General features: G+C 55.1%; 24 protein-coding genes. 15 read left to right on the forward strand and 9 right to left on the reverse strand.

The window, feature by feature from the left end; genetic code table 11:
* Positions 1–191 precede the first annotated feature (191 nt).
* Positions 192–581 (reverse strand): pyrimidine dimer DNA glycosylase/endonuclease V, encoded by a 390-nt coding sequence (locus tag AB4Y96_RS11005; RefSeq protein WP_091880459.1) that lies wholly within the window; start codon positions 579–581, stop codon positions 192–194.
* 241 nt (positions 582–822) lie between these two features.
* On the opposite strand from AB4Y96_RS11005, the gene AB4Y96_RS11010 reads away from it, so the two are divergent.
* On the forward strand, positions 823–1,053 hold the full coding sequence (locus AB4Y96_RS11010) for a hypothetical protein (protein WP_091880457.1): 231 nt from the start codon (positions 823–825) through the stop codon (positions 1,051–1,053).
* 13 nt (positions 1,054–1,066) lie between these two features.
* Here AB4Y96_RS11010 and AB4Y96_RS11015 read toward each other — a convergent pair whose 3' ends face one another.
* The 4 genes from AB4Y96_RS11015 to AB4Y96_RS11030 all read right to left on the reverse strand — a co-directional run bounded on the left by AB4Y96_RS11015 (position 1,067) and on the right by AB4Y96_RS11030 (position 4,465).
* Positions 1,067–1,543, reverse strand: a complete 477-nt coding sequence (locus AB4Y96_RS11015) for a hypothetical protein (RefSeq protein WP_441917309.1) — start codon at positions 1,541–1,543, stop codon at positions 1,067–1,069.
* Positions 1,544–1,729: 186 nt separating this feature from the next.
* Positions 1,730–2,656, reverse strand: a complete 927-nt coding sequence (locus AB4Y96_RS11020; RefSeq protein WP_091880454.1) for a tyrosine-type recombinase/integrase — start codon at positions 2,654–2,656, stop codon at positions 1,730–1,732.
* 335 nt (positions 2,657–2,991) lie between these two features.
* Positions 2,992–4,053, reverse strand: coding sequence for a porin (locus tag AB4Y96_RS11025; RefSeq protein WP_441917311.1), 1,062 nt, complete (start codon positions 4,051–4,053; stop codon positions 2,992–2,994).
* An 82-nt stretch (positions 4,054–4,135) separates the two neighbouring features.
* Positions 4,136–4,465 carry a DMT family transporter gene (locus AB4Y96_RS11030; protein WP_091880451.1) on the reverse strand — a complete coding sequence of 110 codons (330 nt, stop codon included), beginning with the start codon at positions 4,463–4,465 and terminating at the stop codon, positions 4,136–4,138.
* 405 nt (positions 4,466–4,870) lie between these two features.
* Here AB4Y96_RS11030 and AB4Y96_RS11035 point away from each other — a divergent pair, with 405 nt between their 5' ends.
* From AB4Y96_RS11035 to AB4Y96_RS11045, 3 genes are all read left to right on the forward strand, one after another.
* Positions 4,871–5,959, forward strand: a complete 1,089-nt coding sequence (locus AB4Y96_RS11035) for a porin (RefSeq protein WP_091880450.1) — start codon at positions 4,871–4,873, stop codon at positions 5,957–5,959.
* 195 nt (positions 5,960–6,154) lie between these two features.
* On the forward strand, positions 6,155–6,820 hold the full coding sequence (locus AB4Y96_RS11040) for a BON domain-containing protein (RefSeq protein WP_441917314.1): 666 nt from the start codon (positions 6,155–6,157) through the stop codon (positions 6,818–6,820).
* 268 nt (positions 6,821–7,088) lie between these two features.
* Positions 7,089–7,643 carry an endonuclease gene (locus AB4Y96_RS11045; RefSeq protein WP_441917316.1) on the forward strand — a complete coding sequence of 185 codons (555 nt, stop codon included), beginning with the start codon at positions 7,089–7,091 and terminating at the stop codon, positions 7,641–7,643.
* Here AB4Y96_RS11045 and AB4Y96_RS11050 read toward each other — a convergent pair whose 3' ends face one another.
* Positions 7,644–8,531: an alpha/beta fold hydrolase gene (locus tag AB4Y96_RS11050; protein ID WP_441917318.1), complete on the reverse strand. Its 888-nt coding sequence runs from the start codon at positions 8,529–8,531 to the stop codon at positions 7,644–7,646.
* 28 nt (positions 8,532–8,559) lie between these two features.
* Positions 8,560–10,656 carry a transglycosylase SLT domain-containing protein gene (locus AB4Y96_RS11055; RefSeq protein ID WP_441917320.1) on the reverse strand — a complete coding sequence of 699 codons (2,097 nt, stop codon included), beginning with the start codon at positions 10,654–10,656 and terminating at the stop codon, positions 8,560–8,562.
* A 268-nt stretch (positions 10,657–10,924) separates the two neighbouring features.
* On the opposite strand from AB4Y96_RS11055, the gene dapA reads away from it, so the two are divergent.
* From dapA to AB4Y96_RS11070, 3 genes are all read left to right on the forward strand, one after another.
* On the forward strand, positions 10,925–11,806 hold the full coding sequence (dapA, locus tag AB4Y96_RS11060) for a 4-hydroxy-tetrahydrodipicolinate synthase (RefSeq protein ID WP_091880442.1): 882 nt from the start codon (positions 10,925–10,927) through the stop codon (positions 11,804–11,806).
* 31 nt (positions 11,807–11,837) lie between these two features.
* Positions 11,838–12,326 carry an SsrA-binding protein SmpB gene (gene smpB, locus AB4Y96_RS11065; RefSeq protein WP_091880441.1) on the forward strand — a complete coding sequence of 163 codons (489 nt, stop codon included), beginning with the start codon at positions 11,838–11,840 and terminating at the stop codon, positions 12,324–12,326.
* A gap of 102 nt (positions 12,327–12,428) precedes the next feature.
* Positions 12,429–12,860 carry a hypothetical protein gene (locus AB4Y96_RS11070; protein WP_441917322.1) on the forward strand — a complete coding sequence of 144 codons (432 nt, stop codon included), beginning with the start codon at positions 12,429–12,431 and terminating at the stop codon, positions 12,858–12,860.
* A 409-nt stretch (positions 12,861–13,269) separates the two neighbouring features.
* Here the strand turns inward: AB4Y96_RS11070 and AB4Y96_RS11075 are convergent, their stop codons facing one another.
* A complete protein-coding gene (locus tag AB4Y96_RS11075) occupies positions 13,270–13,920 on the reverse strand; it encodes a uracil-DNA glycosylase (protein WP_091880439.1) in 651 nt (216 codons plus the stop codon).
* 65 nt (positions 13,921–13,985) lie between these two features.
* Entirely contained in the window at positions 13,986–14,558 is a 573-nt protein-coding gene (locus tag AB4Y96_RS11080; protein ID WP_091880438.1) for a LabA-like NYN domain-containing protein, read from the reverse strand.
* Positions 14,559–14,856: 298 nt separating this feature from the next.
* Here AB4Y96_RS11080 and rpoZ point away from each other — a divergent pair, with 298 nt between their 5' ends.
* From rpoZ to era, 8 genes are all read left to right on the forward strand, one after another.
* A complete protein-coding gene (gene rpoZ, locus AB4Y96_RS11085) occupies positions 14,857–15,261 on the forward strand; it encodes a DNA-directed RNA polymerase subunit omega (protein ID WP_091880436.1) in 405 nt (134 codons plus the stop codon).
* A gap of 152 nt (positions 15,262–15,413) precedes the next feature.
* On the forward strand, positions 15,414–17,636 hold the full coding sequence (locus AB4Y96_RS11090) for a RelA/SpoT family protein (protein WP_091880435.1): 2,223 nt from the start codon (positions 15,414–15,416) through the stop codon (positions 17,634–17,636).
* A gap of 9 nt (positions 17,637–17,645) precedes the next feature.
* Entirely contained in the window at positions 17,646–18,224 is a 579-nt protein-coding gene (gene pyrE / locus AB4Y96_RS11095; protein WP_441917325.1) for an orotate phosphoribosyltransferase, read from the forward strand.
* Between the two features lie 72 nt (positions 18,225–18,296).
* Complete coding sequence (locus tag AB4Y96_RS11100) at positions 18,297–18,857, forward strand: DUF2062 domain-containing protein (RefSeq protein WP_091880432.1); 561 nt, start codon at positions 18,297–18,299, stop codon at positions 18,855–18,857.
* Positions 18,854–19,258, forward strand: coding sequence for a holo-ACP synthase (acpS, locus tag AB4Y96_RS11105; RefSeq protein ID WP_441917327.1), 405 nt, complete (start codon positions 18,854–18,856; stop codon positions 19,256–19,258). Before AB4Y96_RS11100 ends, acpS begins: the two co-directional genes overlap by 4 nt.
* Positions 19,259–19,347: 89 nt before the next feature.
* Positions 19,348–20,130, forward strand: coding sequence for a signal peptidase I (gene lepB, locus AB4Y96_RS11110; protein WP_091880429.1), 783 nt, complete (start codon positions 19,348–19,350; stop codon positions 20,128–20,130).
* Between the two features lie 7 nt (positions 20,131–20,137).
* Positions 20,138–20,851 carry a ribonuclease III gene (rnc, locus tag AB4Y96_RS11115; protein ID WP_091880427.1) on the forward strand — a complete coding sequence of 238 codons (714 nt, stop codon included), beginning with the start codon at positions 20,138–20,140 and terminating at the stop codon, positions 20,849–20,851.
* A complete protein-coding gene (era, locus tag AB4Y96_RS11120) occupies positions 20,848–21,786 on the forward strand; it encodes a GTPase Era (protein ID WP_441917330.1) in 939 nt (312 codons plus the stop codon). Before rnc ends, era begins: the two co-directional genes overlap by 4 nt.
* Positions 21,787–21,801 lie beyond the last annotated feature (15 nt).

Genomic DNA, 21,801 nt, shown 5'->3' on the forward strand with positions numbered 1-21,801 from the left:
TGCAGCTTCCTTGAAAAATCTGTGAATGTGAAGTTGACGCCGGAAAACCTGAGCAAACGCTGGTGACGGATCATTTCCGCAAAGTTTGATCTCTCTTCGTTCTCATCGGTAAAAACCAACCCAAACTTTGCGGCCAATGTCGTTAGGGAAGGCGCGGCAAGTTTCAGATATCTTTGCCGCTGGTCTGATTCTCATGCCCGTCCGCTGTTCGTAAGCCGCTCCGCAATGCGCATCCGGTTTATCTGCATGGCTTCGCCGGTCGGGTCCCAATCAGCGCACCATTCCAATGGAAATCCGACAAGCAATTGATCTGTGTTGGCAAACTGCGGCGAGTATCCGCGAGCAAGCATCTCGGCAATCAAGTGGGACTGTCGTTTGGCAAGATAACCAAGCCGTGGATAGAAAAATCGAACGTGACCGGTGCCAAGTGTGTAGTGCAACGGATTGCGTCTATCACTTGGTGTTTCGCCCCTGACTATTGCAGCTCTGACGAGCGCAAACACCCGGGGAAGCTCCCGATACTCTGCGACCAGATGGGGGCCAGTGAGTTCAGCTGGTGGAATGCAATTGATGCGGGTCAAGCGTCGGCCCTTCTTATCGTTAGAATCCTGATACTATCTGGAGGATCAATGCTCAAGCGTCTTTCAGCCGCTGCACACCGGCCAATGCCACGCGCAACGTTGGTTTCGCCGCCAGTTGTGTGACGTCCCGGCCGCCAACATCAAGCAAGTGGGAACTGGCCACATCGATGCGCGGTGCGCTACATTCCCCGCAAGCACGCAGCGCTGCTGCTGGGTCGATGAATATTGAGCGGGGAAACAGATGTCGATTGTACTTGCATCATTGGGCGCCATATTCATCTTCGCGGGGATCGGCGGGGCGTTCATCCGCATCATTATGTTGATCGTAAAAGCCCGGTCATTTCATCCTGAACTGCCCGATAAGCGCGCGCGATTGGCGCATGATCGATCCGTCATCAGGGCAGGGCTCGGAACAGTCTTCGGACTGCTTGGTCTTGCCATTGCCGGTCTGGTTTTGCTCTTGATCGCTTGATGCATATGACGATCTAATTTGACTGCACGCGTGCGTAGGCGAGCATAGCCCGCCCGTCCTGCAGGTCTTTCTCCAGAGTTTGCAGCATCATGCGAAACGCCTGCGCTTCGATATCCGATGCGCGCACAAATCTGATGGCGCCGATTTTACTGACGGAAACTTTGCCGAGGCGATCGGCCCAGTTTGAAGCCGCAGTCGCTCCTTCGTATTTTACAGCAAGATAAAGGCTGAGGTGATTCTTTTGCAGGGCCAGCCCAAGTATGGGCCACGCGATGGGACGGTCGGATGATTTGACGTTGTAGGCAAAGCGGCCATAGCCAATCATCGACATCCGCATACCCGGCATGCCCGCAGGCGTACCGGCGACGAACCATCTGGTCCAATCAGGCACTGCACTGCGTATCATCTCGTCAACGGCATGAAGATCGTTTTCGCGCGGCGGATCAAACTCAAAATATGCGGCAATGCTTGATGCGTTTACCTCGAACAATTTTGCGTTTCCCCATTTGTGACCGGAGCCATCATAGAGATCTTCAATCCATTCCGTTTGATCGCAATTGCTATAAGTGTCGGTTTGCGGTCCATCCAATCAGAATATCATACCGGGTTTATCGCATATGCTTGCTTGAGAACTCCCCATCGCATCAGATTGCACAACCATACCAGCCGGGATTGCTTAGCTTTGCTCCAGAACCACCACGCATGAATCAAGATCATTCGTCGCCAGATGAGCGTAGCGCATGGTCATCTGCAATGTCTGATGTCCGAGCCACATCTGCACACGCCGGATATCAATCCCGCCGCGCACCAGCCGTGAGGCGCAGGTGTGCCGCAAAATATGCGGGACGACCTGATCATCCGCCCCCAATCCCACCTCTGCCTTGGCCTCATTCCAGATGGCGCGGAAACGCACCTGATTATGCATGGAGAAGGGGCCTTTCAGGCGTCCGCGCGCGATCTGCGTCGCCTCATGCGCGCGTCTCGTCAGTGGAACCGTGCGGCTGCGCCCGGATTTGGTCAGCCAGAATGTCGCGCGGCTCCCCTGCAAATCATTCCAGCATAGCCCAATTGCTTCACCCAGCCGGCAACCCGTATCGACAAGAAAGACGCTGAGGCGATAGCTGTCCTCGCATTTGGCCCTGACGGCTGAAAACAGGCGCAATTCCTCTTCCGCTTCCAGAAAGCGAATGCGGCCTTGCCGCTCTTTCTGGCGACGAAATTCCGGCAGGTTGTAAATATCGCCCATCTTGCACGCTTTCCGGAGCAATTTGCTCAAGGCAGCCATCTTTCGATTGATGGTTGCATTGCTATTGCCGCGTTCGCGTAGCGTGCCGATCACAGAGTCCAGCATTTCCTGCGAAAAGACGCTGAAACGCTCGCCGACCAAAATCTCACTGATCTCTCCCAGGAAGGACTTCACATTGCCTTTGTGCGAACCTTCATCCCAGAGGACACTGATATAATGTGCCGTCAGTTCGCCGAGGGAATGGTCCTTGACCAGCCGTTTGGTTGCGTGATCCGTCGATGCGTAGGTGAGATTATATTGAAACCGCAGCGGGAAATTCACATCCGGCTGCCCGTTACCCATGGGTGACACTGTCATAATGATCGCACTCTAAATCTGAAAAATATGCATAAAGAAAATATACAACGAGTTGTAATCGTCTTTCAGAAAAGCGCAATCGGGTGTCTTATACAACTTTAGGCTAATAAAATCCCGTTTGATGAAGCCTTGCACAACCTCATCAACGACCAATGCCCATCGGTATTGTCCAAACATTTCAATATCTCCTCGGCCTGCGACCGGTTCGGATTCCTTTCTCGGTTAAATGTCTGTGCGCGCGATAACGAACGCTGAAAAAATGATGTTTGAATAAGTGTGTGTTGGGAAAATCCAACGCCGGAAAAACCCGGCGTTGGCTGTTCACGTCTCAGTATTTAGAAGTTGCGCTGGAAGCGGATCATACCGCCGAAGGCATCGTCGCCGCCCTTCTTGGCAATGGAGGTCGCCTTACGGTCCCCATCAAACTTGGTGTAGTTGAGTTCAGGTGTGATCTTGAAACCGGGCACCAGCTCATAACCAACGTTCAAGGCTGCCGCATAGGTGCCTTCGGACTCGTAAGCCAACTGGGCGTTAACCTCTGCTTTATCGGACACCTTGGCAGTCAAGCCACCCCAAACGGCCCAATCGCCGTTCCATGCGCCGTAATAGGAGGCGGTACGCTTCTCTTTGGTGTGATCACCATAACCGGACTGGTAACCACCAAGGACAAAGGCAGAGAGAGTGTCGGTGAGCTTCACATCCAAGCGTACTTTTCCAGCGAACTCTTCAACGACGGAGTCGTAACCGACAACGCCGGAGATACCACCCCAACCCTGCTCGAACTTAGCGCCAGCAACAATATGCGGCGTGTAGTCAGTGATCAGGTGATCCTTGTCGCCCTGTTCCAGACCAATCAAGGCCGAGAAGCCATTGCCACCGGCAAAAGTGTAGCTGACCTGGTTGCTCTGGTCGCCGGCATAGGCAATCACGCCGTCGTTGAACACGTTACCGGCAGAGCCGGTCCAGGTATCATAGAGCGAATCTGTAGTACCGATGCGGAAGCCGCCGAGTTCGATATAGGCGTTAGAAATCTCCGCGCCCTTGTTCTCGCCATTCTCGTAGTTGAAGCGTGTTTCGGCATAGGAGCGCAAAGTGCCAAGTTCGGTGTCCGAGCGCGCGTCAAAGCGAACGGTCGCGCGGGATTTCAACTTCCACGTGTTGAGTTTGCCGCCCTTGGAGACGTCATCGCCACCCTTGGCATCGAACCGCACATAGCCGCTGACCTTCAGGCAGGTTGCGCTGCCCGGGATATAATAGAAGCCTTTGCCGTATGCGTCGCAAACGCGAACGTATTCGACAGCTTCTGGCTCAGCGACAACAACTGCGTCTGCAGCGCGGGCGCCGGTTACTGCAACGAGGGCTGCAGCGGAGCCGAGTAGAAGGCTCTTAATGTTCATTTCTGACCTCCAGTCAAAGTTTGACCGGAAGCCTGGTTGATTACAGGAGATCAGCCTTGCAGTTTGGACGTCAGGTCAGGGTTCAATGCCCGACAGTTCCAGAGAACAAATTGACGATGAGGACGCCCGATATAATGAGAGCGAGGCCAATGATGGCCGGTAGATCCAGCGGTTGCTTGAACCAGAACCAGCCGATGGCTGCGATGAGCACGATCCCGGCGCCGGACCAGATTGCATAAACAATGCCAACGGGCATGGTTTTGACCAGGATCGACAGGAAATAAAAGGCTGCCGCATAGCCCGCCAGACAGATGAGAGACGGCCAAAGCTTTGTAAAACCATCAGCTTGTTTGAGCGCAGACGTCGCGGCCACTTCAAAGACTATGGCTACAACAAGATAGAAATAAGTCATGGCAGACCACCTGTCAGAATCAGCATGCAATCGGTTCGATTCGATTCACACGCAGTAAATATGCTGGTGATGGATGCCCGATTCCTCGCCAAAATGCCGTTCTGTTTCCGCCATCGGTATGGTCGATTTTATGAAAATCCGGTTACCTATATTAATGAGAGGTAAAGATTTCGCTGGCCCCGCGGCGATTTCGTGTCATTTGTGCAACAGGGATAAGGCATAGAGCCCCCTCGAGGTGTGGATGCCGACATTCGTGGTTGAAACCCGGGAGATGGCGAGTATGTTCGGTCGCAGAGGAAGGGCGTTCGCCGCATTTCTTCTTGGACTTAGGGGATGGGGACAAGGTTGTCCTTCAGCCAAATTGGAATGCCCAGACCCATTTTTAACTTTGACTGGAGGTCAGAAATGAACATCAAGAGCCTTCTACTCGGCTCCGCTGCAGCCCTCGTTGCAGTAACCGGCGCCCGCGCTGCAGACGCAGTTGTTGTCGCTGAGCCAGAAGCTGTCGAATACGTTCGCGTTTGCGATGCGTACGGCGCAGGCTTCTTCTACATCCCAGGCACCGAGACTTGCTTGAAAATCGGCGGTTACTTGCGTTACGACGCCAAGGGCGGCGACGAAGTTTATGCCGGTGGTGAACGCGGTACTTGGGGTAAGCAGACACGTGCAACTGTTCGTTTCGACGCTCGTTCGGAAACAGAACTCGGCACACTGCAGTCCTTCATCGAAACACGTTTCAACTACACGAACGGTGAAAACAGCGGCGGTCTGATTCCTCAGGCTTACATCCAGCTCGGCGGCTTCCGTATCGGTGTTGCTGACGAAATCTTCGGTTCGTGGACCGATTATGCTGGTGGCAAGATCATCAACGATGACGTGATCAACTATCAGTCCGGCACTTCCAACCAGGTTAGCTACACCTTCACTGGTGGCAATGGTTTCTCAGCAATCGTTGCTGCTGAACAGGGCCAGCGCGAAGACAACAACTACTACAACTACGACTATCGCATTGACGACTACATGCCACACGTTCTGGCTGGTGCGAAGTTCGAACAGGCTTGGGGCAAGGTCTCCGGCGTTGTTGGCTATGACTCAGTTGTAGAAGAATTCGCTGGCAAGCTGCGTTTGGATGTGAAGTTCACAGACACGGTTTCGGCTTTCGTCATGGGTGGCTACCAGTCCAACTGGGATGATCTGCATGACAAGGGTCAGCGCAACTGGTTCGGCACCTGGGAAGGTGACTGGGCAGCTTGGGGCGGCATCGAAGCCAAGGTTTCCGAGAAGGCCGTTGTTAGCGCACAGGTTGCTTACGAATCCGAAGGCACATGGGCAGCAACTGCAAACGTTGCATACGAACTGGTTCCTGGCTTCACGATCACTCCTGAAGTTAGCTACACCAAGTTCGACGGCGACCGTAAGACGTTCGCTGAAGGCCTGAAGGGCAACAAGGACGACGCAATCGGCGGTATGATCCGTTTCCAGCGTAACTTCTAATCCTTCTTAGGATTAAGTTGATCAAGACCCGGCAGCGCAAGCTGCCGGGTTTTTCTTTGCCGCTGATATAGAGCAAGTCCGGCAGCGCATCATTTGATGCCGGGCACCGTTTGGTGCCGGACACCATGTTGATATTCCTGATCACATGGGGCAAGACAGCATCTTGTCTGATTGCCATAAGGGAACATGCCCCACATGCACATTGTCAAAAGCTGGTTTTGGCCCGGTATCATCACCGTTGCATGTCTGACGACACTCGCCGGCTGGTTTCTCGCTGAACCCGTCGACCGGCAATTGACCGAAACGGTCAGCACGGCGCTGGAAGTCGACAATGGCTGGGCCAGTATCGAGGTCGAGGGGCGGGATCTGACCCTCAAAGGCGTGGCGCCGTCCGACGAAGCGCTCGCATCGGCGCTGAAAATTGCCAATGAAACCAATGGCATTCGTGTGGTTGAAAACGCAGCAACGCTTTTGCCACTGATCGATCCTTTCAGCTTCGTGGTGACAAAGTCCGATCAGGGGATTCTCCTGTCTGGAAATGTTCCCTACGGTGATACGCGCGCCAAACTTCTGGCAGCGGCCGAAAGTGCCATGCCCGGCATTGATATCATTGATGAGATGGCGGTCGCGCGCGGTGCGCCGAAGGGATTTATTGAACTTGCCAACTTCGCTTTGCAGCAGGCATCGCAATTGGTGAGCGGGGAGGTTAGTCTTGCCGGAGAGAGCTACAGCATCGATGGAACAGCCGCAAATGCGGCCGATTATGAGTCGATCACCAACGCATTGAAGACACAACTGCCGGGTAATGGTAAGGTCGGTGACGTAAAACTTGCACCTCCCGCCGTCAGCAATGCCGGATGAGAATCACAGGGCAGCCTACTCAACAGGAGCGTGAACAATGATGTATCTCATCACCAAGCTATGGTTTTTTCTGTTGGTGGCTGTTCTGGTCGGCTTTTATGTTGGCTGGTCGACCGCTGGCGAGAAACACAACTGAACGTCGTTGAAATTGGGGTAAAGAGCTATGGTCATCTTTCTTGTTCAATCCCTTTTGCTCATCGCAGCGGCCTTTATCATCGGCGCCATTTTAGGACGCGTTTTCAAACGGTTCTCTCCAAAAACGGATTCCGTGTCTGAAGAGTCAACCCGTGCTGCCGATGTGCGTCTGGCAGCAGCTGTCACCCCCGCCAATGACGATGTAAGCAAACCGGCAGCCGCGATGATACCCCCGGCGGAGCCGGTTCCTGCACTGGCTTCTTCCGCAGGTACGGCGATCAGTGCAGCTGCGAAAACGAAGACCAGAGCCCCCGGGAAAACCACCGCAAAAAACCTGCAGACGCGTCCGGTCAGGACGACTGAAGATGACAAACATCGTCCGGCAATTTTGAAGAATGCGCGGCGGGGCAAGCCGGACCAGTTGCTGGACATTGACGGTATCGGCAATGTCATCCAGTCCGAACTTTATGCACTCGGCGTGTTTCATTTCGACCAGATTGCCGGTTGGGATGCGGATCAGGCCGCATGGGTCAGCCGTGAGATCGGTTTCCCCGGTCGCGCGCATCGCGAAAACTGGATGAAGCAGGCGGCTGATCTGGCAAAGTCCGTACCCGAGGCGGCGATTAAATTGAAAGCTCCGGCAAAAGCCAAAGCGAAGGCGCCTGTCAAAAAGCCAGCGAAAACCTGATTATTCGCGCAGGTCGACGCCAGCCACAAAGGCCGCGATCAGATCAGGGATACGTCCGGTTTCAAGCAGGGGAGCGTGGCCCTGACCTGAAACATTGAACACCTGCAGCGAATTGTGCCGCCGCTGCATTTCCTCGACGGTTTCCTGTGCAAGCAGCTTTGTATTTTCGCCTCGGATAACCAGCAGCGGCAAATCTTTCATCAGATCGAACTGCGCCCACAGATCAGGCAATTTCTGCGTGTAATCAATGTTTTCCATCGTTTTCAGAAGGTTGGGATCATAGTCCGAGCGGATAACCCCATTGTCTTCACGATAGATCGCGCGGGCAAAACGTTGCCAGTCTTCACTGGTCAGAGCGGGGAAGTATTCACCATGCACCTGACGTTGCAAGTCGGCGGCATCGTTCCAGTTTGTGGGCTGACGCGCGCCGTTGAGGTAGCTGCCAATCTGCTGCAAGCCTTCAACTGATATTTCCGGCCCAATATCATTCAGGATGACACCCGCCAGCAATTGCGGGGCAATAGCTGCCAGAATATGGGTAATCAGACCACCTCTGGAGGTTCCCAGAAAGACAGCCTGATTGATTTGCAGATGAGTAAGACCGGCAATGACATCACCGGCTTCGACGCCGATATTATAATGTGACCAGTCTGGATCATAGGCAGAGCGCCCGCGTCCGCGATAGTCAAAGGTTATGACCGGACGTGGCGTTTGCGGATGCTGCGACAGGAAGAGCGCCAGTTCATGAAAATCACGGCTATTGCGGGTCAGTCCGGGCAAGCAGATGACGGGCAAATTACCGGTTTTCACCTCCGGTTGATACAGCCTGCCATAGAGTTGCAGGCCGTCAGGGGCACTAAAATGAATATCACGAACTGAATCGGCCAATCTGCAATCCTGTTGCTGGGAGCTTATCTTAGCGTTGCAGCCGTCCGGCGGTCAGATCGCTCTCGATCTGAGCCTTGCCGTACAGCCGGGATTTGTACACTTCGTAGTTTTCCATCACGCGTTGCACGTAATTGCGTGTCTCGGTGTAAGGAATGCGCTCGATCCAGTCGACCACCTCGTCGACGGATTTGCCGCGCGGATCGCCATAGCGTGAAACCCATTCATTGGCACGGCTGGGTCCGGCATTGTAACCGGCAAACGTCAGGACATAGGAGCCATCGAATTTGGCGATCTGCTCGCCCAGAAAGCGTGCACCCAGCGTTGCGTTATAGGCTGCATCACCGGTCAGCCGGTCTTTCGAATAGGAGATACCCGCGCGCTTGGCCACCTCTTTTGCGGTGCCCGGCAGCAATTGCAACAGGCCGCGCGCACCAGCGCTGGAAACCGCACCGGCATTGAATTCGCTCTCCTGCCGGGCAATCGCATAGGCGAGGGCGGCACCGGAGCCGGAAATATTGGCATTGGTGGGAATGGCGCCGATAGGGTGCGAGAGGGCGCCGACATCGATACCGCGCTGGGCCGCTGTCTTGCCCACACGCAGTGCAACAAAGTGATTGCTCTTGCGCTCTGCCATGACAGCCAGCAGCGCAAGTTCGCCGGGACTATCGAGTTCCTGGCTGAGGCTGGTGTAGAGCATGGCGGCGCGCTGGTCATAGCCCGTATCTTCCAGCCGCTGGATAGCACGCACCGCTTCGCGCTGGGCAAAGCGGGCGCGGTCGGCATCGGAAGGACGCGGATAGGGAAGTTGCAGGCTCGATTGCCCAAGCTTCGCCGCCGCCAACTGGCCGTAGAATGTGGTGCCATAGCGTGCCGCGCGGCTGTAATAGTCTTTGGCATTGCCGCCAGCGCCAGCTTCGGCGGAGCGGCCAAGCCAGTAATAGGCGCGTGAGGCCGACATGGGGCGCGACGAAATTTCCGCAATACGGGCAAAATGGCGCTGGGCCGTTTGCGGGTCTTTCAGCGCACGCAGGGCGTACCAGCCCGCATGAAACTCGGCTTCGGCCGCGACGGAAGGCGTTTCGGCACTGTGCATGGCTGCGATCGTATAGGCGCGTTTGGCATCGCCAATATCGAGGAGTTCACGCGAAAGCACGCGCCGCTCCACCCACCATGCATCCGGATCAATCAGCGATGCCGCATCGCGCGGTGCGGTGGCCAACACATCAGCGGCTTCCTTGAAACGCTCCTGACGGCGCAGATATTGCGCCTTGGCAAAGATATAGGCCGGGTTGGACTGCATGGAGCCATTGATATCGGCGAGCTTCTTGGCTGCATCAGGCGACTTCTGCAAAACGGCTGCAAAAGCGCTGTAAAGCGGCTCGGCATTGGCAAGCTGGGCAACGCGTCCGGCAGATTTCGCCTTGCCCTCATAAAGCATGGTCAGCATGCGCATCAGATGGTCCTCGCGCGGAATAACCTGCGCGAATTCCTTCAGAATCATCGCTTCCTGTGTGTCGTCGAGCTTCTTGGTACGCCAGAAGGGACCGAGAACCTGCCGGGCGCGGGCTGTGTTTCCAGTCGCGACGAAAGCGCGGGCGAGGATGATTGTGCCCTCTGCCGTTTGCGGCGGTGTGCCGCCAAAGGCGCTGATAACGGTGGCTGGAGCCGGATTCTCCTTATAGAGCGCCCGTTCCGAATTATTGCGGAAGGTCGCCATTCCCGGCCAGCCCGGCAGTTCAGCGGCGGCATGGGCAATTTCGGAGCTGGGAATACCCGGTGCATTCGACAGGCCAATGGCCCATGTCAGAATATGCCGGTCCAGCGCATTGACAGGCAGGCCGTTGCGAATGCCCAGCGCCTGCTGCACATCCCCGCTGGAAAGGGCGTCCAGACCGGTTTTAAGGCTGCCGGCAATGGCTGTGGGACTTGATGGCTGGGCGATCCCTGCGGTTGTGACCGGATCTGGCTTTGCCAGAATCTGTGCCGCCGGGCTGCTGCGCGTCTGTGTTGGTGCAAAGGGATTGAGTGCTGGTACGGGCGGTRTTGAATTTTGCGCAAGCGAAGCCGTCGTCACAAGCAGCGATGACGCAAGAAGAACATGACGCAAAACAGAAGTTCTCAGCATTCAGACAACCAGTTTATTCGAAAGGGGTCGCATCGCAGTCCCGGACCCAGAACTGTTGGATCAGATAATAATGGCGGACGTGTGAAGGCACTCTTAACGAAAGGTTATCACGATCCGTTGCTTTTGACGAAACCATCAATTGCTTTGCTGTTTTTCATCAAGGAAATCATCTTGCCCGGCGAAGGTTGCACGACTATGGTGCGCCACCTTATGGTCAGTACCATATCGGTTCTGCCATGAACCTAATCTTGTTTTCTTGGAGTTCACCATGCTGAAAGGCTCAATCACCGCTCTCGTCACGCCATTCGACCAAAACGGTTCGTTTGACGAGAAAGCCTTTCGTGCATTTCTCGGCTGGCAGATTGCTGAAGGCACCAATGGTTTCGTTCCTGTCGGTACGACGGGCGAATCGCCAACACTGTCCCATGCCGAACATAAGCGCGTGGTTGAGGTTTGCGTCGAGGAAGCCAAGGGCAAGGTTCCTGTTATTGCCGGTGCAGGGTCCAACAACACCCGTGAAGCCATTGAACTGGCTCAGCACGCGGAAAAGGCGGGCGCCGATGCCATTCTGGTTGTGACGCCCTATTACAACAAGCCGAACCAGCGTGGTCTCTATGCCCATTACAAGGCAGTGGCCGAATCTGTCTCGCTGCCGATCATCATTTATAATATTCCGGGCCGCTCTGTTATCGACATGACCCCGGAGACGATGGGCCAGCTGGCGCACGACTTCAAGAATATTGCTGGCGTCAAGGATGCGACCGGCAAGATCGAACGCGTCTCAGAGCAGCGCATCACCTGCGGGCTGGATTTCATTCAACTATCCGGTGAAGACGCGACAGCGCTCGGCTTTAACGCCCATGGCGGCGTTGGCTGCATTTCCGTAACCTCGAATATCGCTCCGCGCCTTTGCGCTGAATTCCAGGCAGCGACCCTTCGGGGTGATTATCCGGCTGCACTGGCCATTCAGGATCGCCTGATGCCGTTGCACAAGGCACTCTTTATCGAGCCAAATCCAACCGGCCCGAAATATGCGCTTGCCAAGCTCGGCAAGATGAACAATTCGCTGCGTTCCCCGCTCGTCCCGATTGAAGCGGCAACCGCCGAACGCATTGATCAGGCGATGAAACATGCGGGGCTGATCAACTGATAATTCAGTTGGAAAGTACTATATAAACCTCATGAATAAGCCCAAAGCTGCCAAAAAACCCATAACGGTTAACAAGATCATTGCTGAGAACCGCAGAGCGCGCTTCAATTTCGAGATTCTCGACACGATGGAGGCTGGCATTGTGCTGCAGGGCACCGAGGTGAAATCCCTGCGCAACAACCAGTCGAATATTGCGGAAAGCTATGCCAGCCTTGAGAATGGCGAATTCTGGCTGATCAATTCCTATATCCCCGAATATCTGCAGGCCAACCGCTTCAACCACGCCCCGCGCCGCCACCGCAAGCTGCTGGTCAGCAAGCGCGAAATGGCGCGGCTGGCACAGTCGGTTGATCGTGAAGGCATGACGGTCGTGCCATTGAAGCTCTATTTCAACGATCAGGGCAGGGCCAAGCTTGAACTCGCGGTCGCACGCGGCAAGAAGCTGCACGACAAGCGCGAGACGGAAAAGCAACGCGACTGGAACCGCGAAAAATCCCGCCTGCTACGCGATCGCGGTTGATTATTCTGGTTGTGAGGTACGTTTGATTTGCAGGGCCGTTGTGGTGGCGCTCACCAACGTTGCAGTTGCGGTTCGTGGTTCGACAAGCTCACCATGAGGGAGATGGGTGATGTAACGCTGATCACCGGCGTTGCAGAACTTGGCTCCCTGCAATCCTCACTCTCCCTCATGGTGAGCCTGTCGAACCACGCACCACGAACCGTCGGCGCTCACCCCCTCTGCCCTGTCGGGCATCTCCCCCACAAGGGGGGAGATCAGCTGTCAGTACCGCCTTTGCACAATTTGAAACGTTTTCGATTGTGCAAAGGCGTTCATGTCAATGTGATCTCCCCCCTTGTGGGGGAGATGTCCGACAGGACAGAGGGGGGTGATACATCCACCAACATTGCAGTTGCGGAACAAGCTTCCCCATCACCACACTCGCTTTTGCGTCTGGCTATTGAAAAGGTGGGAAAGACGGGCGATCCAAAAGGGAACGCGGGTGTCTTTATTGGTAGTGTAGTTGGTGCGTTCCCCGGAGATTTTCCTGTTTGAGCCAAGAAAATAACCGGATCACCCGTCTCGATGACTGGTTTTACCCTTCTGAGATAAAACCGCTTCCCCTGCGGTTGGGTTCTCCCCGCAGACGAAATCACCGATCCTTTCCTGACTTCAGAAAGTTTCCGGAGCATTCCCGCCGGAAAGGACACCATCAGAATAAGCCATGTGGGATGGTGTTGGATAAGTTGGTATGATTTATTTTGAAAAGAGGTGGTTGCAGTAACATGGGTCGTGGTTCGACATAACAACCATGAGGGAGACGGAGGGTTGCAAGGTGCTCTATTCTGCACCGGTTGGCGATTAGCATTGCAGCCAACATTCTCCCTCATCCTGAGCCTGTCGAAGGGCGCGACAATGGTTGTGCAATCCACCCATCTCCCTCATGGTGAGCTTGCCCCTTATTCTACACCACCTCATCCAAATACGTCCGCACCGCGGCAAACACGCTCTTGAACATGGGTTCAGTCAATCGCCCTGTGTTGGTGTTGTAGCGCGAGCAGTGATAGCTGGAAAAAATCCTGATATTGCCGATATCCGACTGCCCGCCATGACTGAACGGAAACTTGGCAACCGGTTGCTTTAGCGCACGCACGGTGGATTGGTGCGCGATGGTGCCGAGAGTGACGATGGCACGCAAATTTTGGAATTGCTGGATCGACGGCGTCAAGAACCGGCGGCAATTGTTGATTTCAGCGCCAACAGGCTTGTTCTCGGGCGGAACACAGCGCACAGCATTGACGATCGATGTATTGAGCAGTTCCAGGCCATCATCCGGGCGCGCGGCAAACGTGCCGCGGGAAAAGCCGAACTCGGACAATGTGCCGTAGAGCAAATCGCCGGCATAGTCTCCGGTAAATGGGCGGCCCGTCCGGTTGGCTCCGCGTAAGCCGGGCGCTAATCCGACAATAAGCAGCTGTACGGATTCAATGCCGCCAGCCGGGAGGAACGCTGGAACCGGGGCATTGTGCCAGGTCGGTTCTTTCACACGCCATCCGGCGATGAAATCATGCAGGCGAGGACAGATCGGGCAATCGGGGGAGGGTTCTACGGTCATAGGGCGCTAGAAAGCACAATGCCGCACGGTTTTCCATGCGGCATCTCCACGTCTTTCAGCAAATATCAATAGTCGACTTGTTCTTCTTCGACACGGCGCGGTGCCCGCTCCGACGGCTCGCGGCCGATTTCCGTGCGCAACGATGTCAGGTCGATGAAATGATCAGCCTGACGGCGCAACTCATCCGATATCATCGGCGGCTGGGTCGAAAGGGTCGAGACAACACTGACCTTGCGGCCCTTGCGCTGCAAGGCTTCCACCAGCGAGCGGAAATCGCCATCGCCGGAGAAGATAACAAAATGGTCGACGGTATCGGTCAACTGCATGGCGTCGACAGCAAGTTCGATGTCCATATTGCCCTTGATCTTACGACGGCCGGCAGAATCAGTGAATTCCTTCGCAGGCTTGGTAACGACCTTGTACCCGTTATAGTCGAGCCAATCGATCAAAGGACGAATGGAGGAGTATTCTTGATCTTCAACAAGCGCAGTGTAGTAATACGCGCGAAGCAAATAACCTCTCTTCTGAAAAGCTGTAAGAAGCTTGCGATAATCAATATCAAATCCCAGTACCTTTGAGGCTGCGTAGAGATTTGCACCATCGATAAACAAGACGATCTTTTCACGTGGATCAAACATAATAATGTTCCATTTCAAAAAGGTGAGCTTCAATTTCAAATCAGCTTGGCAGTAATACAGCTCGATCTGATCTTATACGTAAGTAGCATATTTACTACGTCGGGTTCGGCTAAAAGCCAATACCTCGCCGGAAAATTTGTCCGAAATTTGGACAGATGTGCTCAATATATGGTGATCATTTTTTGGTCGCTCAACAGATGTTATGCAATAGCTCGACGGCTTTTGCTTGTTTTTTCTGCGCAACCGCGTTATGTCCGGCTTAATCCGCTAATTCAGTTAAAAATGAAAGGGGCAGTTCATGGCCCGCGTCACTGTTGAAGATTGCGTTGACAAGGTCGAAAACCGGTTCGAACTGGTTTTGCTCGCCAGTCACCGCGCGCGCCTGATTTCGCAGGGTGCAGCGATCACCATCGATCGCGACAATGATAAGAACCCGGTTGTTGCGCTGCGTGAAATCGCCGACGAAACCTTGTCACCGGGCGATCTGAAGGAAGACCTCATCCACTCGCTGCAGAAGCATGTGGAAGTGGACGAACCGGAAGCCGTTGCCGTTGTTGCGCAGGTCACATCAGGTGACAGCGAAGGGGGCGAGATTATCGAAGCGGATGCAGACGACAATGTTTCCTTCGACAGCATGTCGGAAGAAGAATTGCTGGCCGGTATCGAGGGCTTGGTAGCTCCGGAAAAAAGCGACGATTATTAATCAAATGTCGCGCTTGAAGCGCGACCGATTGCCAGTTCAGGCTATCTTGATGCGTCGCAGTCTTTCTGCGGCGCATTATTTTTGCGTCTTGGTAACGCAATTACCATATATCGCTTGATAATTTAGAGTTTTGAGTTTGGAGGCTACCGTCCATGATGCGTCAGTATGAGCTTGTCGAGCGTGTTCAGCGTTACAAGCCTGACGTCAATGAGGCGCTGCTCAACAAAGCCTATGTTTATGCCATGCAGAAGCATGGGCATCAGAAGCGCGCATCGGGCGATCCTTATTTTTCCCATCCGCTCGAAGTTGCCGCAATCCTCACCGACATGCATCTGGATGAGGCGACGATTGCCATCGCATTGCTGCATGACACAATCGAGGACACGTCAGCGACGCGGCAGGAAATCGATACGCTGTTCGGCCCCGATATCGGCAAGCTGGTCGAGGGGCTGACCAAGCTGAAAAAGCTTGATCTTGTCTCCAAGAAAGCGGTTCAGGCGGAAAATCTGCGCAAACTGCTGCTGGCGATTTCCGACGATGTACGCGTGTTGCTCGTCAAGCTTGCTGACCGCCTGCACAATATGCGCACACTGCATCATGTGCCGCCGGACAAGCGCCTGCGCATCTCGGAAGAAACCATGGATATCTATGCGCCGCTTGCGGGCCGCATGGGTATGCAGGACATGCGCGAAGAGCTGGAACAGCTGGCTTTCCGCTATATCAATCCGGAAGCCTTCAATGCGGTGACCAATCGGCTCGCCGAGTTGATGGAGAAAAACCGTAGCACGCTGGCGCAGATCGAGGCCGATCTTTCCAGCCTGTTCGAAAAGCACGGCATCAAGGCCAGTGTCAAAAGCCGCCAGAAGAAGGCATGGTCGGTCTTCCGCAAGATGGAAAGCAAGGGCCTGTCCTTCGAACAGCTCTCGGACATTTTCGGCTTCCGCGTCGTCGTTGATACGGTTGGCGATTGCTACAATGCGCTTGGGATCATCCATACGACGTGGTCGATGGTTCCGGGGCGCTTCAAGGATTACATCTCGACGCCCAAACAGAACGATTATCGGTCAATCCACACGACCATTGTCGGGCCGTCGCGCCAGCGTGTCGAACTGCAGATCCGCACGCGCGAGATGAATGATATTGCCGAATATGGTGTGGCTGCCCATTCGATCTACAAGGATCGTGGCAGTGCCCAGAATCCGCATGTGATTTCGACTGAGACCAATGCCTATGCATGGCTGCGGCAGACCATCGAGGCGCTGGCGGAAGGCGACAATCCGGAAGAATTTCTCGAACATACCAAGCTCGAACTGTTTCAGGATCAGGTTTTTTGTTTCACGCCGAAGGGCCGTCTTATTGCTTTGCCGCGCGGCGCGACGCCAATTGATTTTGCCTATGCGGTGCACACCAACATCGGCGACAGCTGCGTTGGCGCCAAGGTCAATGGCCGCATCATGCCGCTGATGACCGAGCTGCATAATGGCGATGAAGTGGAAATCATCCGTTCCAAGGCGCAGACGCCGCCAGCCGCATGGGAATCCGTCGTCGTTACGGGCAAGGCGCGGGCTGCTATCAGGCGTGCAACGCGCATTGCCGTGCGCAAACAATATTCCGGCCTTGGCACGCAGATTCTTGAACGGGCGTTTGAACGGGCGGGTAAGGTCTATTCGCGCGATGAGTTGAAGAAGGGCCTGCCGCGTCTGGCACGCAAGGAAATCGATGATGTTCTGGCGGCTGTTGGTCGTGGTGAATTGCCATCCTCCGATGTCATGAAGGCGGTTTATCCTGAATATCAGGATTCAAAGCCCAAGCCGACACCAACCGAGCGCGAGGAAGGCTGGGTCAATTTCCGCAATACATCGGGCATGATTTTCAAGATACCCGAAGGCAGCGAAGGCACGACAGGCTGGGAGCCAGGCGGCCCGCACGCCCTGCCGATCCGTGGTGCCAGCCCTGATATGCCCGTGCATTTCTCGCCTGAGGGTGCGGTGCCCGGCGACCGCATTGTCGGTATTCTGCAGCCGGGCTCGGGCATGACGATCTACCCGATCCAGTCGTCCGCGCTCATGGCCTATGATGATCAGCCGGAACGCTGGATCGATGTGCGCTGGGATATTGACGAGAGCAGGCGGGACCGGTTTCCGGCGCGGATCAATATTTCTGCGATCAATGCACCGGGATCACTGGCGGAGATCGCCGAAATCATTGCGGCGAACGAAACCAATATTCATAATCTCTCCATGGTCCGCACGGCGCCTGACTTTACGCAGATGATCGTAGATCTGGAGGTCTGGGATCTGAAACATCTCAATCGGATTCTGTCGAAACTCAAGGAAAGCAAATGCGTCAGTGATGCGCAGCGCGTGAACGGATAGAGGGTACATATGAACACGGATGAAGTTCTTCAGGTATTTCGCGAAGCAGGGGCAGTGCTCGAAGGGCATTTTATCCTGACATCGGGCTTGCGCAGCCCGACATTCCTGCAAAAGGCCCGCGTGTTCATGCATGCTGACAAGACCGAGCGTGTCTGCCGGGCTCTTGCCGACAAGATCAGGGATGCTGGTCTTGGCCAGATCGATTATGTGGTTGGGCCGGCGATTGGCGGCATTATTCCGGCTTACGAGACGTCACGCCACCTCGGCGTTCCCGCCATCTGGGTCGAACGGGAAAATGGGGTGTTCCGGCTGCGCCGCTTCGAGATCGCCAAGGGTGCCCGCGTTGTGATTGTCGAAGATATTGTCTCGACGGGCTTGTCGATCCGCGAGACTGTCACCACCTTGCAGGAACTGGGGGCCGATGTTCTGGCCGCTGCCTGCATCATCGATCGCTCTGCCGGAAAAACAAATGTCGGCGTGCCGTTGATCGCACTGGCGGAATATGAAGTACCGGCCTATCCTGCGGATCAATTACCACCCGAGCTTGCCGCAATTCCGCCCGTTAAGCCCGGTAGTCGTAATATCTGATTAACCATAAGAAGACAGCGCCTGAGACAGTTGCACACTCGCTGGCTCCGGCACCGAGGAACCTGAATACCAATGCTTTTCAAACGGCGTATCAAACCGGGCTTCCGTGAACGGATGCGTATTGCGCTGTGGCCACGCCGCTCCGTTGGCCGCTCCCTGCGCTATTTTGGCAAGCGCGTGCTGCGGCTGCGGGCGACGCCCCACGCCATTGCGGCAGGTCTTGCAGCGGGTATTTTTTCCTCATTCATTCCCATTCTTGGCGTGCATATTGCTGTGGCGCTGGCCATTGCCTGGATCATTGGCGGCAATATAGCCGCCGCTATTCTCGGCACGACGCTCGGCAATCCGCTCTTTCTGCCTGTCATCTGGGGCGCGACGCTGGAAGTTGGGCGTTTTATCCTGAGTGGCGGTCCGAGCGACGAACCTTTCCCGCATCATCTCGGCCATATGCTGCGGCATCTGGATTTCGTTGAGTTGTGGGGACCAATTGTCAAACCCATGCTGATTGGCGCAGTTCCCTTGGGATTGATTGCCGCCCTCATTGTCTATTTCCCGACCCGCTGGATCGTTGCGAGCTTTCAGAATCGCCGCAAGGCCGGGTTTCGCATGGAAAAGGTCGCTGAACCGTCATGATCATCGGGATCGGCAGTGACCTGATCGATATACGGCGCATCGAAAAGACATTGGAACGGCATGGCGAGCGTTTCATCAACCGGGTGTACACATCCGTCGAGCAGGCCAAATCCGAGCGGCGTAAACAGCGTGCGGCATCCTATGCCAAGCGCTTTGCCGCCAAGGAAGCCTGCGCCAAGGCGCTTGGTACAGGTCTTTCTCATGGCGTTTTCTGGCGTGATATGGGTGTTGTGAACCTGCCCAGCGGTGCGCCGACGATGCGTCTCACCAATGGTGCAGCCAAGCGTCTCGATGCGATTCTCCCCGCTGGCCATACGGCAAAAATCCATGTGACCATCACCGATGATTTTCCTCTTGCACAAGCATTCGTGATTATTGAAGCGTTGAAAATCGAACAATAGCCGTATTCAAACGTCATTGAGCTTGACCAAGCGGCATTGCCCCCTGCCAATTCAGCGGTTAAGAGGGGGCACGTTACAAATTTGGAGATATGACGAGCGTGAGCGACAAATCTGTTGTGAAAAAATCTGGTGGTCTTGGTGAGACGATCAGCGTTATCGTGCAGGCTCTGCTGCTCGCTCTGGTTATCCGGACTGTGCTGATTCAGCCGTTCAACATTCCGTCCGGCTCGATGCGCCCGACTTTGCTTGAGGGCGATTATCTCTTCGTCTCGAAATTCTCCTATGGCTTTTCGAAATATTCAATTCCGCTGTCGCCCAACCTGTTTTCGGGCCGCATCTGGGGCAGCGAACCGCTGCGCGGCGATGTGGCCGTTTTCCGCACGCCTGCTGATACGTCGATTGACTACATCAAGCGCGTGATTGGCTTGCCCGGCGATAAGGTGCAGGTGCGTGAGGGCGTTGTTTATATCAATGGCGTTGCGGTACCGCGTGTCAAAGTTGGCCAGATCAACAATCCTGATGTGACTGAAAAGCCTTTTCCGATTGATGTTTATCGCGAAACACTGCCAAACGGCGTCACCTATGATACGCTTGATCTGATCCCGAACGGTCTTGGCGACAATACCCGGGAGTTCACTGTTCCGGCAGGTCAGTTTTTCATGATGGGCGACAACCGGGACAATTCCGCCGATAGCCGTTTTGAGCTGGGAACCGTGCCGCTGGAGAATTTCATCGGTCGTGCCAACATTATTTTCTTCTCCATTGCTGACAAGGCAAGCCCGCTGGAAATCTGGCGCTGGCCGACGGAAATGCGCTTCGACCGGTTGCTGCGCAGCGTGAATGGAACCTCCTTCACCCCAAAGAGCCAATGAGCCGCCTATGAACCTGTCCGCAGACGCCGTTCGCAGGCTGGAGGAGCAGACGAGCCACACATTTCGCGATCTTAGCCGCCTTGAGCGCGCGCTGACCCATGCCAGCGCCCGCCAATCGGTTGGATCGGATTATGAGCGGCTCGAATTTCTGGGTGATCGCGTCCTTGGGCTAGTCATTGCAGAAATGCTGTTTCGCGCCTATCCGACGGCCAGCGAAGGCGAGCTTTCGCTTCGTTTGAACTCGCTCGTCAACGCCGATACATGTGCAGATGTGGCTGATGAAATCGGCCTGCATGAGTTTATCCGCACCGGTTCCGATGTGAAGGGACTGGCTGACAAAAGGCTGAAAAGCCTGCGTGCCGATGTGGTGGAATCGCTGATTGCAACGATTTATCTGGACGGCGGGCTGGAAGCGGCGCAACCTTTCATCCAGCGTTACTGGGATGCCCGTTCGCGCGAGATCAACTCGGCGCAGCGTGATCCCAAGACAGAACTACAGGAATGGGCGCATCAGCAGGATGGTGCCCAGCCTTTATACAGCGTGGTCGAGCGCACCGGGCCTGACCATGACCCACAATTTACGGTAAAGGTAGAGGTGAAGGGCTTTGCGCCTGCCACCGGCATGGGACGCTCCAAGCGTATTGCCGAGCAGGAAGCCGCCGTTGCCTTGCTTTACCGGGAAGGCGTCCGTCAGAAGACGCAGGAAGAGGGACAAAAATGACCGATCAGGAACTAACACCGGAGGCGGCACAGCCAGAAGGCCCGACACGTTCGGGCTTTATTGCTTTGATTGGCGCCCCCAATGCCGGCAAGTCGACGCTGGTCAATCAGCTGGTCGGCAGCAAGGTTTCGATCGTCACCCACAAGGTGCAGACAACGCGGGCGCTGGTGCGCGGCATTGTCATTCACGACCGCACCCAGATGGTGCTGGTCGACACGCCCGGTATCTTCAAACCAAAACGCCGTCTCGACCGCGCCATGGTGACAACCGCCTGGGGTGGTGCCAAGGACGCGGATATTGTTCTGGTGCTGATCGATGTCGAACAGGGCATCGACGAAGAGGCGGAAGCCATTCTTGCCAGCCTGCATGAGAAGAAGCGCAAGGTCATCCTCGTTCTCAACAAGGTCGACCGTATCGAAGCACCGAAACTTCTCGAACTGGCTCAAAAGGCCAATGAGAAGATCAATTTCGACAAGACATTCATGATTTCGGCGCTCAAAGGCTATGGCTGCAAGGATTTGCTGAAATATCTGGCCGACAATCTGCCAGAAGGCCCATGGTATTACCCGGAAGACCAGATTTCCGACATGCCAATGCGCATGCTGGCGGCGGAAATCACCCGCGAGAAGCTTTTCCTGCGTCTGCATAATGAACTGCCCTATTCATCGACCATCGAGACTGAAAGCTGGGAAGAAAAGCCTGATGGCTCCGTTCGCATCCAGCAGGTGATCTATGTCGAGCGTGACAGCCAGAAGAAGATTGTGCTCGGCCATGAAGGTCAGGCGATCAAGTCCATCGGTCAGGCGGCCCGCAAGGAACTGATGGAAATCCTTGAACAGAAGGTTCACCTGTTCCTGTTCGTCAAGGTTCGTGACAATTGGGGCAATGACCCGGAACGTTACCGCGAAATGGGCCTTGAATTCCCGCACAGTTAGCGCGAGTCTCGCCTG

It is taken from the genome of Phyllobacterium sp. TAF24 (genome assembly GCF_052113785.1).
GTDB lineage: Bacteria > Pseudomonadota > Alphaproteobacteria > Rhizobiales > Rhizobiaceae > Phyllobacterium.

Excerpts from the sequence above, each read along its gene's own strand:
- AB4Y96_RS11010 (WP_091880457.1), top strand. The coding sequence starts at position 823 with ATGTCGATTGTACTTGCATCATTGGGCGCCATATTCATCTTCGCGGGG.
- AB4Y96_RS11020 (WP_091880454.1), bottom strand. The coding sequence starts at position 2,656 with ATGACAGTGTCACCCATGGGTAACGGGCAGCCGGATGTGAATTTCCCG.
- AB4Y96_RS11025 (WP_441917311.1), bottom strand. The coding sequence starts at position 4,053 with ATGAACATTAAGAGCCTTCTACTCGGCTCCGCTGCAGCCCTCGTTGCA.
- AB4Y96_RS11030 (WP_091880451.1), bottom strand. The coding sequence starts at position 4,465 with ATGACTTATTTCTATCTTGTTGTAGCCATAGTCTTTGAAGTGGCCGCG.
- AB4Y96_RS11035 (WP_091880450.1), top strand. The coding sequence starts at position 4,871 with ATGAACATCAAGAGCCTTCTACTCGGCTCCGCTGCAGCCCTCGTTGCA.
- AB4Y96_RS11040 (WP_441917314.1), top strand. The coding sequence starts at position 6,155 with ATGCACATTGTCAAAAGCTGGTTTTGGCCCGGTATCATCACCGTTGCA.
- dapA (WP_091880442.1), top strand. The coding sequence starts at position 10,925 with ATGCTGAAAGGCTCAATCACCGCTCTCGTCACGCCATTCGACCAAAAC.
- smpB (WP_091880441.1), top strand. The coding sequence starts at position 11,838 with ATGAATAAGCCCAAAGCTGCCAAAAAACCCATAACGGTTAACAAGATC.
- AB4Y96_RS11070 (WP_441917322.1), top strand. The coding sequence starts at position 12,429 with ATGGGTGATGTAACGCTGATCACCGGCGTTGCAGAACTTGGCTCCCTG.
- AB4Y96_RS11075 (WP_091880439.1), bottom strand. The coding sequence starts at position 13,920 with ATGACCGTAGAACCCTCCCCCGATTGCCCGATCTGTCCTCGCCTGCAT.
- AB4Y96_RS11080 (WP_091880438.1), bottom strand. The coding sequence starts at position 14,558 with ATGTTTGATCCACGTGAAAAGATCGTCTTGTTTATCGATGGTGCAAAT.
- rpoZ (WP_091880436.1), top strand. The coding sequence starts at position 14,857 with ATGGCCCGCGTCACTGTTGAAGATTGCGTTGACAAGGTCGAAAACCGG.
- AB4Y96_RS11090 (WP_091880435.1), top strand. The coding sequence starts at position 15,414 with ATGATGCGTCAGTATGAGCTTGTCGAGCGTGTTCAGCGTTACAAGCCT.
- pyrE (WP_441917325.1), top strand. The coding sequence starts at position 17,646 with ATGAACACGGATGAAGTTCTTCAGGTATTTCGCGAAGCAGGGGCAGTG.
- AB4Y96_RS11100 (WP_091880432.1), top strand. The coding sequence starts at position 18,297 with ATGCTTTTCAAACGGCGTATCAAACCGGGCTTCCGTGAACGGATGCGT.
- acpS (WP_441917327.1), top strand. The coding sequence starts at position 18,854 with ATGATCATCGGGATCGGCAGTGACCTGATCGATATACGGCGCATCGAA.
- lepB (WP_091880429.1), top strand. The coding sequence starts at position 19,348 with ATGACGAGCGTGAGCGACAAATCTGTTGTGAAAAAATCTGGTGGTCTT.
- rnc (WP_091880427.1), top strand. The coding sequence starts at position 20,138 with ATGAACCTGTCCGCAGACGCCGTTCGCAGGCTGGAGGAGCAGACGAGC.
- era (WP_441917330.1), top strand. The coding sequence starts at position 20,848 with ATGACCGATCAGGAACTAACACCGGAGGCGGCACAGCCAGAAGGCCCG.